General features: G+C 52.1%; 17 protein-coding genes. 6 read left to right on the top strand and 11 right to left on the bottom strand.

Going from position 1 to position 16,779, the window contains the following annotated elements:
- Positions 1-2: 2 nt before the first annotated feature.
- The 7 genes from FQ179_RS11220 to FQ179_RS11250 form a co-directional block, all read right to left on the bottom strand.
- A complete protein-coding gene (locus FQ179_RS11220) occupies positions 3-1,343 on the bottom strand; it encodes a TRAP transporter large permease subunit (protein WP_149397376.1) in 1,341 nt (446 codons plus the stop codon).
- Complete coding sequence (locus tag FQ179_RS11225; protein ID WP_149397377.1) at positions 1,340-1,945, bottom strand: TRAP transporter small permease subunit; 606 nt, start codon at positions 1,943-1,945, stop codon at positions 1,340-1,342. The genes FQ179_RS11220 and FQ179_RS11225 overlap by 4 nt, the downstream gene beginning before the upstream one ends.
- Positions 1,946-1,952: 7 nt before the next feature.
- Positions 1,953-2,987, bottom strand: coding sequence for a TRAP transporter substrate-binding protein (locus FQ179_RS11230; protein ID WP_149397378.1), 1,035 nt, complete (start codon positions 2,985-2,987; stop codon positions 1,953-1,955).
- 211 nt (positions 2,988-3,198) lie between these two features.
- A complete protein-coding gene (locus FQ179_RS11235) occupies positions 3,199-4,122 on the bottom strand; it encodes a hydroxymethylglutaryl-CoA lyase (protein WP_149397379.1) in 924 nt (307 codons plus the stop codon).
- 15 nt (positions 4,123-4,137) lie between these two features.
- Positions 4,138-5,328, bottom strand: coding sequence for a CaiB/BaiF CoA-transferase family protein (locus FQ179_RS11240; protein ID WP_149397380.1), 1,191 nt, complete (start codon positions 5,326-5,328; stop codon positions 4,138-4,140).
- Positions 5,329-5,381: 53 nt separating this feature from the next.
- On the bottom strand, positions 5,382-6,992 hold the full coding sequence (locus FQ179_RS11245; RefSeq protein ID WP_149397381.1) for a GMC family oxidoreductase: 1,611 nt from the start codon (positions 6,990-6,992) through the stop codon (positions 5,382-5,384).
- A 36-nt stretch (positions 6,993-7,028) separates the two neighbouring features.
- Positions 7,029-7,262, bottom strand: coding sequence for an aldehyde dehydrogenase family protein (locus FQ179_RS11250; protein ID WP_255474953.1), 234 nt, complete (start codon positions 7,260-7,262; stop codon positions 7,029-7,031).
- A 218-nt stretch (positions 7,263-7,480) separates the two neighbouring features.
- On the opposite strand from FQ179_RS11250, the gene FQ179_RS11255 reads away from it, so the two are divergent.
- The 3 genes from FQ179_RS11255 (at position 7,481) to FQ179_RS11265 (ending at position 10,242) form a co-directional block, all read left to right on the top strand.
- Positions 7,481-8,368 (top strand): LysR family transcriptional regulator, encoded by an 888-nt coding sequence (locus tag FQ179_RS11255; RefSeq protein WP_149397382.1) that lies wholly within the window; start codon positions 7,481-7,483, stop codon positions 8,366-8,368.
- Positions 8,369-8,500: 132 nt separating this feature from the next.
- Positions 8,501-9,466 carry a tripartite tricarboxylate transporter substrate binding protein gene (locus FQ179_RS11260; RefSeq protein ID WP_149397383.1) on the top strand — a complete coding sequence of 322 codons (966 nt, stop codon included), beginning with the start codon at positions 8,501-8,503 and terminating at the stop codon, positions 9,464-9,466.
- A gap of 8 nt (positions 9,467-9,474) precedes the next feature.
- The gene (locus FQ179_RS11265) at positions 9,475-10,242 is read left to right on the top strand and encodes a GntR family transcriptional regulator (RefSeq protein WP_149397384.1); all 768 of its coding nucleotides are present in this window, start codon (positions 9,475-9,477) and stop codon (positions 10,240-10,242) included.
- Positions 10,243-10,260: 18 nt separating this feature from the next.
- On the opposite strand, the gene FQ179_RS11270 is transcribed toward FQ179_RS11265, so the two are convergent.
- From FQ179_RS11270 to FQ179_RS11285, 4 genes are all read right to left on the bottom strand, one after another.
- A complete protein-coding gene (locus FQ179_RS11270; RefSeq protein ID WP_149397385.1) occupies positions 10,261-11,118 on the bottom strand; it encodes an oxaloacetate decarboxylase in 858 nt (285 codons plus the stop codon).
- A gap of 50 nt (positions 11,119-11,168) precedes the next feature.
- Positions 11,169-11,681, bottom strand: a complete 513-nt coding sequence (locus tag FQ179_RS11275) for a 3-isopropylmalate dehydratase (RefSeq protein ID WP_255474980.1) — start codon at positions 11,679-11,681, stop codon at positions 11,169-11,171.
- The gene (locus FQ179_RS11280) at positions 11,678-12,952 is read right to left on the bottom strand and encodes a 3-isopropylmalate dehydratase large subunit (protein ID WP_149397387.1); all 1,275 of its coding nucleotides are present in this window, start codon (positions 12,950-12,952) and stop codon (positions 11,678-11,680) included. Before FQ179_RS11280 ends, FQ179_RS11275 begins: the two co-directional genes overlap by 4 nt.
- A gap of 169 nt (positions 12,953-13,121) precedes the next feature.
- Positions 13,122-14,024, bottom strand: a complete 903-nt coding sequence (locus tag FQ179_RS11285; protein ID WP_149397388.1) for a LysR family transcriptional regulator — start codon at positions 14,022-14,024, stop codon at positions 13,122-13,124.
- 126 nt (positions 14,025-14,150) lie between these two features.
- Between FQ179_RS11285 and FQ179_RS11290 the strand changes: the two genes are divergently transcribed.
- The 3 genes from FQ179_RS11290 to FQ179_RS11300 are packed head-to-tail and all read left to right on the top strand — an operon-like array spanning position 14,151 to position 16,777.
- Positions 14,151-14,993, top strand: a complete 843-nt coding sequence (locus tag FQ179_RS11290) for an alpha/beta fold hydrolase (RefSeq protein WP_149397389.1) — start codon at positions 14,151-14,153, stop codon at positions 14,991-14,993.
- The gene (locus tag FQ179_RS11295) at positions 14,990-15,949 is read left to right on the top strand and encodes a tripartite tricarboxylate transporter substrate binding protein (protein ID WP_149397390.1); all 960 of its coding nucleotides are present in this window, start codon (positions 14,990-14,992) and stop codon (positions 15,947-15,949) included. Before FQ179_RS11290 ends, FQ179_RS11295 begins: the two co-directional genes overlap by 4 nt.
- Positions 15,950-15,955: 6 nt before the next feature.
- The gene (locus FQ179_RS11300) at positions 15,956-16,777 is read left to right on the top strand and encodes a hydroxypyruvate isomerase family protein (RefSeq protein ID WP_149397391.1); all 822 of its coding nucleotides are present in this window, start codon (positions 15,956-15,958) and stop codon (positions 16,775-16,777) included.
- Positions 16,778-16,779 lie beyond the last annotated feature (2 nt).

A 16,779-nucleotide genomic window follows, 5' to 3' on the forward strand; every position in this document is an offset into this window, starting at 1 on the left:
CATTACACCTTCCCTGGCAGCCACAAAACAATTATGGGAAAAAGCGCCACCAACAGAACACCTAACAACTGCATCAGAACAATAGGCACGACGCCTTTGTAGATATCCATGGTCGTGACGCCAGGTATGGCGATACCTTTCAGATAAAACAGGGCATAACCAAAGGGTGGGGTGAGGAAGGAAGTTTGCAGATTGATGGCAACCAGCATGGCAAACCAGATCATGACCTCGCCTTGATTGGCAAAGGCATCACCGAAATCAAGACCAGCCACAATCGGGGCGAACAGAGGCAAAACCAGGAACGAAATTTCAATCCATTCAAGAAAAAAGCCCAGAACGAATATCAAGAGCATGATGACAAGTATGACGAGGTACGGACTGTGACCGACGATCCCGACCGCGTCTTCAATCATGCTCTGCCCGCCGATGCGCTTAAATACCAGACTGTACGCGGTGGCTCCAACAGCCAATATAAGAATCATGCCCGTGGTAAGACATGTGTCTTTTAAGCTGTTGACCATGACGCGCCACGACAACTGCCTGCTGAACAAGGCCATCACCATGGCGCCAAACGCACCAATGGCAGCGCCTTCGGTCGGGGTGGCAATACCCAAAACAATGGATACCAAAACACTGGAAATGAGTAGTGCAGGAATGATCAGATTTTTTAGCAAACGCAAGAACAACATTGCCATGTTTGCCGATTTGAGCGCTTTACCGGCGGGAACCTTGTGTGGTGCAGTAAAAGCCACGTAGATAATATACAGGGCATAAAACCCGCCAAGCATCAAACCGGGTAACAACGCACCTGCGAAAAGGTCCCCAATGGGGACCTGCATAACGTCGCCGAAAACAACCAACATAATGCTGGGAGGTATCAAAATGCCCAAGGTGCCTGAGCCCAAAATCGTGCCGATCGCCACTGACTTGTTATAGCCCTGCTTTAGCATAAGCGGCAGTGCCATGGTGCCCATCAGCACAACCGAAGCACCAATGATGCCGGTGCTGGCCGCCATAATGATGCCAATGATCACGACCGCTAGACCGAGACCACCGCGTCTGCCATGAAAAAGAGCCTCCAACTCAAGTAACAGCTTATCTGCGACCTTGGATTTTTCAAGCATAATGCCCATGAAAATGAACAACGGTATTGCTGCTAACACCCAATTTTCAAGAACAGCACCAAAAACACGACTTGTGATTAGCGAAAACGTAGGAAGTGCGATATCCCCCAGTAACATGAACACAACAGAAAGCCCGGCAAGGCTGAGCGCTACCGGATACCCAGAGAATATCCCTGCCACGAGGGCAAGAAGCATCAAAGACGGCAAAAGATAAGTCATTGCCCTAACTCCTTAGATGCTGCGTCTTCATTTTTTCTGCCAAACAGCAGTCCCAGATTGCGCAGTATGCGACCCACACCAGCTATTAGCATTAATACGCTTCCAATCGGCAAAACTGCTTTAACCAGATATCGATCAATCAAACCACCCGCATTAGATTGCTCTCCAAAGTTGTATGCATTCTGAGTAAACAAAAATGAATACCAGGCAAGGAGTGCGAAAAATGGGAGGAGAAAAAAGAGGTCACCCAGAACATCTATCCATAGACGAGTACGGATCGAGAAACGATCGGACATCACATCTACGCGGATATGCCGATCTTCTTTCAGTGCATACGCGCCTGAAAGCATGATCAGAAGTGCAAACAAATGCCATTGCAGCTCACCAATGGAGGTCATATTCAACTTGGTGCCGAATAAAGGAATGCTGGTGTCCCAGGTAAACAATTCGCCCAGACCAAATTGACTTCCTACCACCGAAATCAACACAACGAACACCAAAATAAGTATCAGAATTGATCCATAACGACCGGGGATCGCACTGGCATTAAGTAGTGCGTTCCCCACTTTCGTCACGGCACTCACATTTAAGCGCCTGTTCATATGAGCCCTACTTCATGTTTTGCAGCGTGTTCCAGCGATCCACGCTCGACATATATGAGTTCAATGATTCAAACGCCTCATCGAAAATAGGATCTTTCTTCCGTTCTTCGGCGACCACTTCATCAGTCGATTTACGCAGCGCTGCTAAAACTGGCTCGGGAAGTCGTTTAATAATGGTGCCACCCTTTTCCATGCGGTCAAGCGCTTCAAGTTGATTGGGAATGCCATTGGTCAATGTCCAGAGGAATGATGACCTACAAGCCGTCAGGATCTGATCCTGCTGCTTCTCGTTAAAGCTCTTCCATACCTTCATGTTGATAGGAATCGAGTTGATGCTCGAAGGCTGATGCCAACCTGGAAAGTAATAGTATTTGCCAGCCTTCTGAAGCTGAATGCTTTCATCGATGGCCGGCAAGGAAAACTCGGCGGCATCAATGCGGCCGCGCTCGAGTGCCACAAACACTTCGCCACCCGGAATCATCTGAGGGCTGACATCAAGTTTGGTCAGTGCACGGCCGGCCAAGCCTCCAATGCGCATTTTCAGACCTTTCAGGTCATCAACCGAATTGATCTCCTTGTTGAACCAACCCGCAGGCTCCGCCGGAACAACCACACACGGAAGAAACTTTACATTGTGCGCGTCATAGGCTTTTTGAATGATCTGCATACCGCCGCCTTCCCAGATCCAGCCGGCCAGCACTTCGGGAGTTGGTCCAAATGGCAAGGCGCCCACCAGATTGGCCACGGGCATGATCCCGCCCCAATATCCCACCCAGTCATACCCGGCACTCACCGCACCGCTACTTACCGCGTTGAGTACCTCCAGAGCGGGGACCAGATCGCCTGCTCCGTGAATTTTGACTTTGATGTCGCCACCACTGGTCTGTTCCAGAGCCTTGGCAAATTGTTTGAGACCATCACCCAGAAACAGCATGTCCTTGGGGAAGGTGCTGGCCACGTCAATGTCTACTGCGCCTGCCTGAGGTGCCGCAGCCACCCCCCAAGCCATGCAGACCGCTGCCAAAGTGTGTTTTATTTTCATGTCTACTCCAAAGATGAATTATGTGTGTTTTATTAACTGCATCCTGGCATCAGCAAGCCTGAAGCGCCGTCACGTAGCCCGGCGCTAAATAGTGAGTGCTGAAATCACCCCTTTAATGGTTATAGCTAGAGCTATGCGTCTCCTCCCTTCGATTTATTTTATTTTTTACTATGTTGTTTAAGCCGCTATTAATGCCATAAAGTATCGGCATTCATGACGGCGCAGGATAACGGCGGCCGCGTAACCCCGCTTTTACCAACTGGCTGGGTACATCATGCCCGATAAGCTCCGGCAATTGCCCGGCCACACCTACAATTTTCCCCAGATCGACGCCAGTGTCGTAACCCATGAGTTCGAGCATATGCACGAGTTCTTCGGTACAGACATTGCCCGAAGCCCCCGGCGCATATGGGCAGCCACCCAGGCCACCCAGCGATGAATCAAACCGGACAACACCAGCGGCCAAAGCCGCCATTGTGTTTGCCAGAGCCATGCCGCGGGTATTGTGAAAATGCAGCGTTGTATCAAGTAGCGGGTAGGCTTCAACGACACGACGACTGATTTCTTCGACTTGGGTTGGATAGGCCATGCCGGTGGTGTCGCAAAGGGTGATTCCTTGCACGCCCAGCTCAGCGAATTGTGCGGCCAGCCTGTAGACCTCTTCAGGGTTGATATCACCCTCCATGGGGCACCCAAAAGCCGTGGACAACGAAATATTTACCGCAATACCTGTGCCGCGCACCGCAGTGATGACTTCGCTGAGCTGTGCAACAGACTGTTCTCTACTCATGCGAAGATTCATCTGGTTATGTGTTTCACTGACCGACATAACAAGGTTAACTTCATCAACTTTGCACGCGATGGCGCGCTCGGCGCCGCGCAGGTTAGGAACCAGCACGGTATAGACGACATCAGGATTGCGCTTGATCTCATGCATAATCATTTCGGCGTCCCGCAGGGCCGGAATAGCTTTGGGTGACGTAAACGAGGTCGCTTCGATCTTGGCAAAACCACTTTCCGACAGTTTATCTATAAAGGCGATCTTGTCCCACGACTCAATAAATTGCGATTCATTTTGAAACCCATCCCGTGGGGATACTTCCTGAATGAATACTCGTCGTTTCGCTTCTGTCATGTGTAGTGGTTCCATTTAAATTATTCCGCGCTCACGCATGGCGTCGCGCTGTGCTTTAGTAATGCCGATAGACGCTAAAACCTCATCAGTATGCTCACCCAGAAGCGGCGCTTCGTGTCGTATCTCACCCGGTGTCTCGCTAAGCTTTGGAACAATGCCAGGCACCTTTAACGGCGTTCCATCCGGTAGAAACGAGTCTAGAATCATTTCGCGCTCTGTATAATGTGGGTCTTTTGCAATATCCGCAATATCGTAAACCCTGCCCACGGGGATCTGGCTCGCATTAAGTGCGTCAATCACTTCTGATTGCGGGTGTAGATTTGTCCACTGCGTAATGGCGGCGTCTATTTTGCTGGCTTGCAACACCCTGCCAGCATTGTTTTCTAGTGCAGGGTCGTCAGCCAAGTCAACACGGCCAATAATGTGCATTAAGCGCTTGTAAATGCTGTCGCCGTTACCGGCAATCAAAACGTACTTACCATCTTGGCACAAATAAGCGTTGCTTGGCGCAATGCCCGGAAGCTCACTGCCTGCTGGTTGGCGAACCTCATTGAATACAGAGTATTCGGGCAGCAAACTTTCCATCATATTGAACACTGACTCGTACAAGGCCACATCAATCATCTGCCCTTTGCCGCTGTGTTGCTCACGTGACCGCAGCGCAAGCAAAATACCGATAACGCCGTGGAGAGCGGATAACGAGTCGCCTATCGACACGCCCACGCGTACAGGCGCCCGGCCGGGTTCTCCCGACAAGTGGCGTAACCCGCCCATAGCCTCACCAATAACCCCGAAACCCGGTCGATTACGATAAGGCCCTGTCTGACCATAGCCCGATACCCGCAGCATGATCAACTTGGGGTTGATTGCTTTTAGGTCTTCCCACGCCAGGCCCCATTCCTCCAGCGCGCCGGGTTTAAAGTTTTCGATAACCACGTCCATGTCTTTGACCAGTGTGCGCACCACTTCCTGGGCCTCTGGCTGTCGAAGGTCGAGCGTTACCGACTTCTTGTTGCGCGACTGCACCTGCCACCACACTGATGTACCTTCATGGAGCAACCGCCATTTGCGCAATGGGTCGCCTTTTCCTGGCACTTCTATTTTGATAACCTCTGCTCCGAATTCTGCCAGCATTTTTGCGGCAAACGGCCCAGCAATCAGCTGTCCCATCTCCAAAATTCGAATACCACTTAACGGCTTTAACATTAATATCCTCTTAACTTGCCTACCAGTACATGTGGGGCACCCCGCATCTGAGCTCAGATGCCGAGAATCAAATCACCTGCCCGATTTCCTATCATCATGGTTGTCGCGCATACGTTGGCAGAAGGTATGGTCGGTATAACTGACGAATCCACCACGCGCAGGTTCTCTACCCCATATACGCGTAAATTTTGATCAACGACGGCATTCGGATCACTGCGCGGGCCCATGTGCGCAGTGCCGTTGACGTGATAAGAAGAGACGCCAAACCGCTTTGCAAAATCAAGTAATTCGTCGTCTGACTGACACAAAGCGCCAGGCAGTGTCTCTTTATCAAAGTATTGGCTTAGCGCCGCCGTCTTCAACAACCTGCGTGCCAGCTTCACCCCATTGACTAGCACTTTCTGGTCATCTGGGTGCTCAAGATAATTGGGCTGTACGATTGGGCCTTCGAAAGGGTCAGACGAGGCAATGCGGACGTGGCCCCTGCTTTTCGGCCTATGCTGCCAAACCCCGGCCGTCATGCCGGGAAAACCATCCAGACGACCGACGTATCCTTCTTTGTAGCTGGCCGGGGTAAAGACACCCTGCAGATCGGCATGCGTAAGATCAGGCTGCGACTTCCAGAACCAATGTACAAGAGAGGGGCTCAACGCCATGATGCTTGGCCTCTTGAGCAACCAGCGACATACCTGTGCGCCCAATGCCGGGCCAGTCGACAACTCATTAAGCGTTTTCACGTTGTGCACCTTGGCAACTACTCGAACAGAGAAATGATCGCTAAGGTTTTCGCCCACACCAGGCAGATCTTGGACCACGGCGATGCCCTTTTCTTTCAACAAAGCAGCCGGGCCGATCCCCGACAACTGCAGCAATTTGGGCGTATTAATTGTGCCGCAAGCCACAATGACTTCTTTCAGGGCTAAGACGGTTTTGGTTGGCCCGTGTCCTGATGGGTGTCCATACAGAACGCCAATTGCACGTTTATCTTTAAAAAGAATCTTTTTTGCCTGCGCATATGTCTCGATATGCAAATTCTTTCTGTTTCGAATCGGCCGCAAAAACGTCTTGGCAGTACTCATACGCCAACCCTTGTCGATGGTGCGCTGAAAATAGCCCACACCATCTTGCGATTCGCCGTTGTAGTCGCGTGTACGCGGCAGCCCTTCTTGCGTGGCACCTTCAATAAATGCCTCACACAAGAGGTGAATCCAGTCTATATCACTGACTGGTAGCTCGCCAGTTCGGCCACGGTAGGCATCATCGCCCCCCACTCGGCGCTCCATCGACTTGAAATAAGGCAAGACGTCTTGAAAGGACCAGCCTGTATTGCCGAGCTGCGCCCAACTGTCGAAGTCACTGGCCTGGCCGCGGTTGTAAACAAGACCGTTTATCGAAGTAGAGCCACCCAGTGTACGACCCTGAGGTATAGGAATTTGACGATTATTGGTAAACGGAGAGGGCTGCGTCGCAAACTGCCAGGCGTACTTTGGGTTGAAAATTACCTTAATAAAGCCTGCAGGAACATGCAAAAAAGGATGATTATCGGGCGGCCCGGCCTCCAGCACACAGACCGTCGCGCCGCTAGCGCTCAAGCGATTGGCCACTATTGCACCTGCAGCGCCAGAGCCGACAATGACATAATCAAATTTCTGCTGTGTGCTCATCTGGAGACATCCAAAATTTCGTTAACACGATGCCGGCTAAGACATCGGAGTGAAGTTTCCTGACATACGGAGGTGTTTCATTTCGAGATTAGCTCCACGCCCTTTACCTGTTCTGGCTTTCCACTCAGCCAATGCCTTCTCGGCAGCATTAATTGCCTGTACGGTTTCCACTGTACCTAAGTTAGGAATAGTGCCTATGATGCTCGCATTGAAAGGATTGCGGACAGTAAATTTTTCCTTTCGAGTTCGCGTCGGACCTCCCTCCGACAATATATGCCTGCTGCCGAAAGAGAAAGCTATTTATCAAGCCCATGTACGCTTCTGCCTATAGTCTGTAACGGTTCCGTCGCGTACTTAAGGTAACAACCAAGATTATCAAGTTCACCTGAGCAATAAAAGCGGCAAATCATGACGCCGCCATCGTAAAATGCGATGGCGGTACCTGTAGCAAGCCCCTGAGCCCTGTCTTATTTATGTGAGCCCTCATCATGCACCTGGACCCTACGTCACTCAGGCTGTTTCTCAGCGTACTCGAAGAGGGAACCATTGCCGGCACGGCAGAGCGTGAATTTATTGCCGCTGCAGCCGTCAGCAAGCGCATCAGTGAGCTGGAAGAAGCCTTGAAGACAACACTGCTTACCCGAACCAATAAGGGGGTTACCCCCACATCAGCGGGCCTGGCCTTGTCTTCACTTGCACGACGAGCCTTGCACGGCCTTGAAGATATTTCCATTCAAATGAGCGAGTATTCAAGCGGCGAGCGCGGCATTGTTCGCGTCGTTGCAAACATTTCGGTCATTACACAGTTTTTGCCTAAAGATATAAAACGTTTTCACGTCCAATACCCGAATGTCCAAATTCAGCTTGAAGAGAAAGTGAGCACACTGATTATCAAGGCTGTACAGGAAAACGCTGCCGACGTTGGCATCTTTTCTAATTCTTATTCTGGTGACAATTTACAGGTATTGCCATACAAAAAAGATCGCTTGGCATTGATCGTGCCTGCGGACCATGCCCTATTAAAAAGAGAAAAAATCAAATTTGAAGAGGCGCTCGATTACGACTTTATCGGCCTGCACCAGGGCAGCAACATAAACCATATTGTCGCCCACGCCGCCGATAACATGCAGCGCAACATGAACATAAAAATTCAGGTAACCGGCTTTGACACGCTGTGCTTTATGGTTGATGCCGGCCTGGGCATCGGCGTACTGCCTGTAAATATCGCAAAGCTTTATTCGAACATATTCGACATCAAGCTAATCCCCATTGATGAAAACTGGGCCAAGCGCAACATTGACATTTGCATGCGTTCTAAAGAATCATTGCCCAGCGCAGCGCGACTTTTCGTTGATCATCTGACTATGGAGCAGTAAGGCCGAGCCTAACAATCTTCAGAATCTTGCCAACTCTTTTCAGCTCCCTCGCTTTCCCTAGTTGTATTGTTATCAGTACATGTATATGATCACTGGCATACTTCAAATGCATGTATCAGAGGAGACCATCACATGCACAAACTCTTTATACGCGTCAGCTTTCTTGGCGTGCTGGCTGCCTATGCTGCGCTCCCTTCTTATGCATCAGCTGACACCCCACCGCTCAAGCTTGTGGTCGGTGCGTCTCCTGGCGGTACAACAGACCGCGTTGCCCGTGGGATCGCCAAAGAGATGACCGATATTCTCAAGCAAACAGTCATCGTGGAGAACCGTCCGGGAGCCGGTGGCAATATCGCCGCTGACGCGGTAGCGAAGGCTCCAAAAGATGGCAACACGCTGCTGGTAAGCTTTACCAGCTTCACGGTCAATGCCACACTCTACAAAAAACTGCCTTTTGATCCAGAGAAAGACTTCACGCCTATTAGCATGCTGGCAGAAGTACCCAGCGTACTCATCGCGCGCAAAGACTTTCCGGCGGATAACATAAGTGGTCTCATCGAACTCGCCAAACAAAACCCAGGAAAATACTCGTTTGCGATTGGCGGAGTTGGATCTTCTCTGCATATGGCAACTGCCAGCTTTGAGATGGACGCCGGCATCAAGGGGCTTACCGTGCCCTATAAAGGCACCGCACCCGCCTTGCAAGATCTTGTCGGCGGTCAGGTTGATCTCATGTTTGCCAGTGCCGTAAACGTAATGCCTTTTTACGACGGCGACCGTATTAAATTTCTGGGCGTAACCAGCCCTAAGTCTATGAAGCAATTTCCATCATTGCCACCCATCGGCGATACTGTTGATGGTTTTTCATCCAAGGCTTGGTTCGGTATGTTTGGGCCCGCAGGTATGTCCAAGGAACGCGTCGATCAACTAAACCAGGCAGTTGTCGAAGGTGCAAAGCGCGCAGACTTCGTCAGGCTCATCGAGCCTGAAGGCGGCACTGTGGTCACCAATACGCCTGAGCAATTTGCACAGTTCGTATCGGAAGACATCAAGCGGTATGCCAAAGTCGTAAAATTCACCGGAGTTACCGCTGACTGACTGAGACTATGATTGAAAACCCCACGCCTCGTTACTATAAAATCTATCGCCTGCTCAAACAGGCGATAGAAAACGGCCACTATGATCAACAAGAGGCCATGCCGGGCGAAAACCATCTGGCTGAAAAGTACCAGGTCTCGCGTTTGACCATACGTCGTTCTTTAGAGTTGTTGCAACGCGACGGCCTGATCGAACGGCGCCAGGGTTCGGGCACGTTTCCTACTGCCCGAAACGTGGCGACTCACCCGCTGCCTGCAGACATAAACAAACTGGTTGCTCATCTGAACAAGATGGGCACCGGTACCACCGTCCGTCTACTTAGCTTTGAGTATGAAACGGCCAATGACACGGCCAGGCACCACCTTGAACTTCCGGCCAACAGCAAAGTCCAGAAGGCTACACGTGTGCGTTACCACAAAGATGCGCCATTCTCTTATCTTGTCACCTACGTGCCCGAGGATATCGGATGTCGCTACACCGAAGAAGACATGACGCGCGCACCGCTGCAGATGCTGCTAAAGGGCCTTGGGATCCGGCTGGGGTCGGCCGAGCAGTCCTTTACAGCCACCGCCGCCGACGCGCACCATGCCGAAGCACTCAACGTGGAGATTTCTTCACCTCTGCTTTGCATCAAACGCCTGACACGCGATACCAAGGGGCGACCCGTAGAGTATTTGATTGCCGTCTATAACCCCGAGTGCTTTGAATACCGCATGGCGCTATCCAACAAGCGCAGCAAAGGCACAGAGGGCTGGATTCTCGACGACCATAAATAATTACGTTCACCTCCTGCGTCACTGATAGCGCGCCGCCTCTTCCAGCAACGAGGGTGTGTCTATCAATTCATTGAGCTGTTCAAAGTTCAGCATGGCATCAGCCGAGCCCGCCGTTGAACCGTTCTGCTGAAGTTGGCCATAATAGTTCTGAAGGGCATGGGCTACGGCGCGCGCAGCACCACCTGGGAAAATAACAATGCTGAACCCGAGCTGGCCTAGTTCATCAGCAGAATGTATGGGCGTCATACCGCCTTCCACCATATTTGCCAGCAAAGGCAGCCGGCCTCTGAAACGGTCACACGCCTGAAGCATCTCATCTTCTGTTCGCAATGCTTCGACAAACAGAACATCCACCCCGCACTCCATGTAGGCCTGCGCACGCTCGAGCGCCGCATCCAATCCTTCGACAGCCGCCGCATCGGTGCGAGCAAGAATCAGCGTATCGTCACTGCGACGTGCGTCCAGAGCCGCCTTGAGTTTGTTGCACATCTCTGTGACCGGAATCACAGACTTGCCTGCCAAATGCCCACAACGCTTTGGAAATGTCTGATCTTCGAGCTGGATCATGGATGCTCCGGCCTTTTCAAACCCTCTTACCGTACGTATCACATTCAGCGCATTGCCAAAGCCTGTATCACCATCAACCACAATGGGCACGTCAACACGATCAGCAATCCGCGACAGGGTCTGCTCAACTTCGGTATAAGTTGTCAGGCCCACATCAGATCGGCCCAACCTGGTGTAGGCAATTGATGCACCCGACAAATAGACAGCTTGAAAACCCGATTTCTCGGCAATAAGTGCGGAGAACGCATCGTAAACGCCTGGCACCAGTAGGCAAGAAGAGTTCTGCAAAAGCGATTTGAGTGTTTTCATCAGTCTTTAATAAGATAGCTTGCGCTGAAAAATAAGTGCGGCAGTATGAATTAAGACGCGGCGAGTTTGCGCTGCAATTGCGCCAGCAAACCACCTGCAGCCACCATTTCAACAAGAAACGAAGGGATGCTGTCGCAATCGAGTATTCGGGGCGAGGCGTCACCCGCGTTCTCCCCACCGTGCACGCAGAGCACCGACTTCTCGGTGTCTATTTCTATGTAGCTGCCTTCAGCGATGAGCTCGGCCTCTGGACAAACAATAGCAAGCAAACCGAGGTTAAATGCATTGCGAAAGTACAGGCCGCTGAACGAAGGGGCAATGACAGCCTTCACACCAAGCTGCACCAGCACGCCAACGGCTTGTTCACGCGACGACCCAATGCCAAAACCTGGCCCGGCAACGATTACATCACCAGGGCGAAATGCGGCAGCGAGCCCCGGATAACGGGCTTCCAGGCAATGACCGGCCATTTCAGGCAAGTCCAGCTTCATGTATGCGCCAGGCGCAAGCGCGTCGGTGTCAACATTTTCGCCGACACGCCAGACTCGGTGACGTTCCATTATTTAGCCTCCGCCAAAATAGCTCGTGGATCGGCGATACGGCCTGTCAATGCCGAAGCAGCCACTGTGTAGGGCGAAGCCAGGTACACATTGGTATCCACCGAACCCATACGGCCTTTGAAGTTGCGTGCTGTGCTGGAGATAACATTGGAGGCACCGGCCAGCGCATTTCCGTAGCCTGAACAGGCCCCACAAGACGTTGCAAAAACCTGTGCCCCCGCCCCAACCAAGATATCCATAATTCCTTCTTTTTGTGCATCTTGCTGGTCGCGCATGGTCGCAGGCGCCACCATGAGCCGCACACGCGGATCGACCCGCTGCCCTTTCAGAACCTGAGCCGCTGCACGTAAGTCTTCGAGCTTGGCGCCGGTACACGCGCCGATATACGCTATCTGGATATCTATATCGTTAAAATCTTCAACCGAATGTACGTTTTCGGGGCTATGGGGCGCAGCCACCATAGGAGCAAGCTGTGAAGCATCGAACGTCCGAATTTCACGGTCTGCGTCTTCATCAGTTTTCCAGTGGTTCAGATCAATCTCGATGTCGACACCTATTGCGCGCAGATAATCCATTGTCGTTTGATCCGGTGCAATCAAACCGGCCTGAGCACCCAATTCTGCACTCATGTTGGACAGCGTCATTCGCTCTTGCATCGGCAAGGCAGAAACCGCACTACCGGAGAATTCAACAGCGCCGTAATTCGCGCCGTTCGTGCCATACAGACCAATCATGTGCAGCATCATGTCTTTGGCCGTCACCCCGGGCGTCAGGCGCCCTGACCACTGCATGGAAATCGTTGTGGGTGTTTTCACCCAGATTTTTCCGGTTACGACCACACCCAGCATTTCTGTGCTGCCAATGCCAAACATATAGGTACCAAACGCGCCTCCCGTAGGCGAGTGCGAATCGCCACCGACACAGAACATGCCAGGCCGCAAATGCCCTTTTTGAGGAAGCACCACATGACAAATACCGATGGAGTCGTATACATGCGGGAGCTGCTGCTCGCGCGCCCAGTCACGGGCGATTTTCAAGATGCGACGCGAATCATCATCTTCTTCGGGTACATAGTGATCCATGACCAGAACGACCTTGGACTTATCCCAGATCTGCGCGTTCATTTTCTCGAGCATGGGCTTCAGACGACGAGGGCCACTGGAGTCGTGAAACATGGCTAAGTCCACGTCACACGTCACGATTTCGCCCACCGCGACCGTTTCACGCTGACAGGCTCGTGCAATCAGTTTCTGAGCTAATGTCTGTGCCGCCATGCGAGGCTCCTCGATAAGACAGTTTTGGGTCAATGCTTGAATTGTATAGATGTACTTATAACAATACAAGTTAAGATTGCCTGACCCAATAAATGGGACTATCATCTGCTGCAATTAAACGCGCCCCAGCCCTCGGTGCCCGTTCAACAAACCTTTATTTAGCAGCGGGCTATTGCTCATACCCAACCGCAAACTCACGTACCCCGGTAATAAAACGACTTAAAGCCATGGAAAGCGCCCGCTTATTGAACGCAACGGCCAGGTAGGCCTGCGGTACTTCCTCATCAGCAATGGATACATAGGTAACACCCTCCGCCCTCAATTGACGCATCGTTTCAGGCACAAGTGACACCCCCATGCCTGCCGCGACAAAGGTAATTACTGACGTCATCTGCGGGACTTCGAACCGCACCTCAGGCACAAACCCGCAACTCTGGCATGCATGAACTACCGCATCATAAATGCCTGTGCCGACTTTACGCGGGTAAAAGATGAACGGCTCGCCGCTCAGATCTCTGAGACTTATTGTCTGGCGCTGAGCAAGTCGATGAGAGCTTGGCAGCGCGGCGATCAAAGGCTCATGCAAAAGTGTCTCGACCTGTACGCCTGGTGCTTCGGGTGCCGGTGACCGAATGAATGCAACGTCGATCTGCTTGTCACGTATTGCAGCAACAAGCTCATTGGTGGTTCGTTGTAACAGAACGATCTCTACGGTGGGATAACGCTCTCTGCTGGCCTGAATGACCCTCGGCACAAAAGGATGAATGCTGGCCGACACTGTGAAACCTATGGTGAGTTTGTCGATCTCGCTATTTCCTATGCGTCTGGCCGTCTCAACAGCGCGCTCTGCGGCACTTAATACGCGCAGAGCTTCTTCTCGAAACGCGAGGCCGGCTTCCGTAAGTTCAACACCTCGACGCCCACGCAGCAGCAGAATAACGCCCAGTTCTCTTTCCAGCTGCTGAATCTGCATGCTGAGCGGTGGTTGCCCAATACCTAGCCTCTCCGCCGCCCGTGTAAAGTGCAGCTCTTGCGCGACCGCACAGAAATACCGTAAATGCCTGAGTTCCATATTTAATAAGTATCACACAATACGTTCAATATATTGGACGAATGATAACTCAGTTCGTACTATGACAACATCGCGCATCGAGACTGCCTTTCTTCCGATAGCGCCCACCCTCTTTCTGTGACCACTATGCCCACTATCACTCGTGACGAGCGGCCCTCGCTTCATTACACCCTCTGTGACTACACTGACCCATGGACCGACGCTCCATATCTCTTTTTGCAGCACGGTTATGGACGCAATAGCGCGTTCTGGTACCAATGGGTTCCACGCCTAAGCCGTCAGTTCCGGGTCGTGTGCCCTGACCTTAGAGGCCACGGACAGTCAGGCCGTGAGTTCGATCTGGACACGGGCTTCACGCTTGAAACACTGAGCGATGATGTGATCGCGATTGCCGACGCGCTCGGCGTCGATAAGTTTCATTACGCAGGTGAGTCCATAGGCGGGCTAGTGGGGCTTGCCACTGCCGGACGCTACCCCGACCGTGTGCAGACCCTCACGAACGTTTCGGGCCCCGTCTTCATTTCTGAAGGTGCACGCGTCGGGTATGCGCTCGGCGAAGCGTCATGGCCTGACGCTGTGCGCAACCTGGGCGCAAGAGAATGGCTGGACCGCACGAACGCCTCAACGCGTTTTCCGCCCGACATGAACCCTGGCTTTCTAACCTGGTACACGGATACCGTCGAGAAGACAGGCACCGAAGTACTTGCTGCGTTGGCCCAGTTCGCACTCGATGCTAATGCAACACCCTATCTTCCCAAAATCACCGCACCCATGCTTTGTCTTTTTCCTCAGAACGGCGCAATAGCAAATGACGAACAGCGACTGACGCTGGAGCGCAATGTTCGCGACCTCACGCTGGCGCATGTAAGTACAACGTATCACATGATCCAGCACATTGTTCCCGAAGAATGTACCAACGCGCTTTGTGAACACATCGCCCGCAATACGACAACTGGAGACCGAACATGATCAAGCGACTCATCTGCACATTGTTGATTTCAGGCACCGCCGCAGCGCCCGTGTTTGCTCAAGCATTACCTGATGGCCCGCTGCGCATGCTGGTGCCTTTTTCAGCCGGTGGCTCCACTGACATTCTTGCGCGCCTGATGGCCAAAGAGATGGGAGACATACTGGACAGGACTATTGTTGTCGAAAATAAGCCAGGAGCAGAGGGCTTCATCGCTGCAAGAGATCTTAAGAACGCCAAGCCCGATGGTCGCACGCTCATGATGGTGACGACCAGTGTGTATGCCATCAACCCAGCAATTTTCAGCGAGCTGCCGTATTCGTCCGCCGACGATTTTTCAACCGTGGCCGTGGTTGCATCATCACCCAACGTATTTTTGGCGCCTGCCAACTCCCCCATCAATTCAATCAAAGATCTGATCACTAAGGCGGCCGAAAAGCAAGAAAATGTTGCTTATGCAACTGGCGCCACCATGCACTTGCTCAATGCCAAGTGGTTGGAATCAATGTCGTCAACCAAAATGGTCAGCGTGCCTTACAAGGGAAGTGCAGCCGCCTACCCCGACCTCGTTTCTGGACGCGTAGATTTTATGGTTGATCAGCCGCTGTCTTCTATGAATATGATCAAAGACGGTAAGCTCAAAGTGTTGGCCGTCACTTCGGAAAAACGCTGGGATCAATTGCCCGATGTGCCGACCGTAGCAGAACAGGGCTATCCGGATTTTGTCACGTCATCATGGTGGGCACTGCTCGCGCCAAACGGTACACCCGACGGCCTGATGAAACAATTGCACGATGCCGCGCAGACCGCCCTGAAACGCAAGCCTGTTAGCGATAAGATCGAACAGCTTGGCGCTGATGTTGTCAACGACTCGCTTGAACAAGGGCAGCAGTTCGCCGCTGACGAACTCAAAAAATGGCACAGGATTGCCAAAGAAGCCAACGTAAAGATGAACTGATAGGTCATGCTTCTTCTCTCAGCCAATATTTCGCTTCTTTATCCTGAACTACCGTTTTTGGAGCGCGTAGGCGCCGCTGCAAGTTCAGGGTTTAGCGCTGTGGAAGTTATGTATCCATACGCATTTTCGGCCCATGACCTGGCTAAGGAGCTTCGGGCATGGGGGCTAACGCTATCAGTTTTAAATGCGCCGCCGGGTAATTATACTGACGGCGAACGAGGTCTTGCCGCTTTGCCCGGCCGTGAAAACGCGTTCAAACAGAGCTTGCACGAAGCTGTGGAATACGCCCACGTCACGCAATGCACTAACGTGCATGTGCTCACCGGCAACCTGCCTCAAGATGCTGATGAGCGTCTGGTAGCAGAAACACTGCACAGCAACCTCAACTATGCGGCTACGCTTTTCGATGCGAATGGGCTAATGCTTTTGCTCGAGCCTCTTAGCCGACAAATGCTGCCTGCGTACTCACTGACACGTGTTGAGCAGGCATTAGAACGGCTGCAAGTATTAAAAAGCGCTGGCCATACCAACGTCGGTCTGCAGCTCGACCTTTACCATACACAAATGGAGCAGGGCAACCTCGCAGCATTGATTCAGCGCCATTTCCATGACATCGAATATGTGCAAATCGCGGGGGTTCCAGGGCGCCACGAACCAACGCATGGTGAAATTAATTATCGCTATCTGCTTGAGCTGTTGCAATCTCTCGGCTTCGCCGGCTGGGTGGGCTGTGAGTATATCCCTCAAGGCCTAACCGATGCCGGTTTGGACTGGGCACGGGACTGGGGCCTTCTCAAGCCGTCCACTGACGCCCTGAGTACACCGTAAGT

The sequence above is a fragment of the Pusillimonas sp. ANT_WB101 genome (assembly GCF_008369125.1).
In the GTDB taxonomy this organism is placed as follows: domain Bacteria; phylum Pseudomonadota; class Gammaproteobacteria; order Burkholderiales; family Burkholderiaceae_B; genus Allopusillimonas.

Coding starts and splice junctions, on each gene's coding strand:
- FQ179_RS11245 (WP_149397381.1), bottom strand. CDS start 6,992: ATGAGCACACAGCAGAAATTTGATTATGTCATTGTCGGCTCTGGCGCT.
- FQ179_RS11220 (WP_149397376.1), bottom strand. CDS start 1,343: ATGACTTATCTTTTGCCGTCTTTGATGCTTCTTGCCCTCGTGGCAGGG.
- FQ179_RS11240 (WP_149397380.1), bottom strand. CDS start 5,328: ATGTTAAAGCCGTTAAGTGGTATTCGAATTTTGGAGATGGGACAGCTG.
- FQ179_RS11285 (WP_149397388.1), bottom strand. CDS start 14,024: ATGGAACTCAGGCATTTACGGTATTTCTGTGCGGTCGCGCAAGAGCTG.
- FQ179_RS11255 (WP_149397382.1), top strand. CDS start 7,481: ATGCACCTGGACCCTACGTCACTCAGGCTGTTTCTCAGCGTACTCGAA.
- FQ179_RS11270 (WP_149397385.1), bottom strand. CDS start 11,118: ATGAAAACACTCAAATCGCTTTTGCAGAACTCTTCTTGCCTACTGGTG.
- FQ179_RS11235 (WP_149397379.1), bottom strand. CDS start 4,122: ATGACAGAAGCGAAACGACGAGTATTCATTCAGGAAGTATCCCCACGG.
- FQ179_RS11260 (WP_149397383.1), top strand. CDS start 8,501: ATGCACAAACTCTTTATACGCGTCAGCTTTCTTGGCGTGCTGGCTGCC.
- FQ179_RS11230 (WP_149397378.1), bottom strand. CDS start 2,987: ATGAAAATAAAACACACTTTGGCAGCGGTCTGCATGGCTTGGGGGGTG.
- FQ179_RS11300 (WP_149397391.1), top strand. CDS start 15,956: ATGCTTCTTCTCTCAGCCAATATTTCGCTTCTTTATCCTGAACTACCG.
- FQ179_RS11265 (WP_149397384.1), top strand. CDS start 9,475: ATGATTGAAAACCCCACGCCTCGTTACTATAAAATCTATCGCCTGCTC.
- FQ179_RS11295 (WP_149397390.1), top strand. CDS start 14,990: ATGATCAAGCGACTCATCTGCACATTGTTGATTTCAGGCACCGCCGCA.
- FQ179_RS11280 (WP_149397387.1), bottom strand. CDS start 12,952: ATGGCGGCACAGACATTAGCTCAGAAACTGATTGCACGAGCCTGTCAG.
- FQ179_RS11290 (WP_149397389.1), top strand. CDS start 14,151: ATGCCCACTATCACTCGTGACGAGCGGCCCTCGCTTCATTACACCCTC.
- FQ179_RS11225 (WP_149397377.1), bottom strand. CDS start 1,945: ATGAACAGGCGCTTAAATGTGAGTGCCGTGACGAAAGTGGGGAACGCA.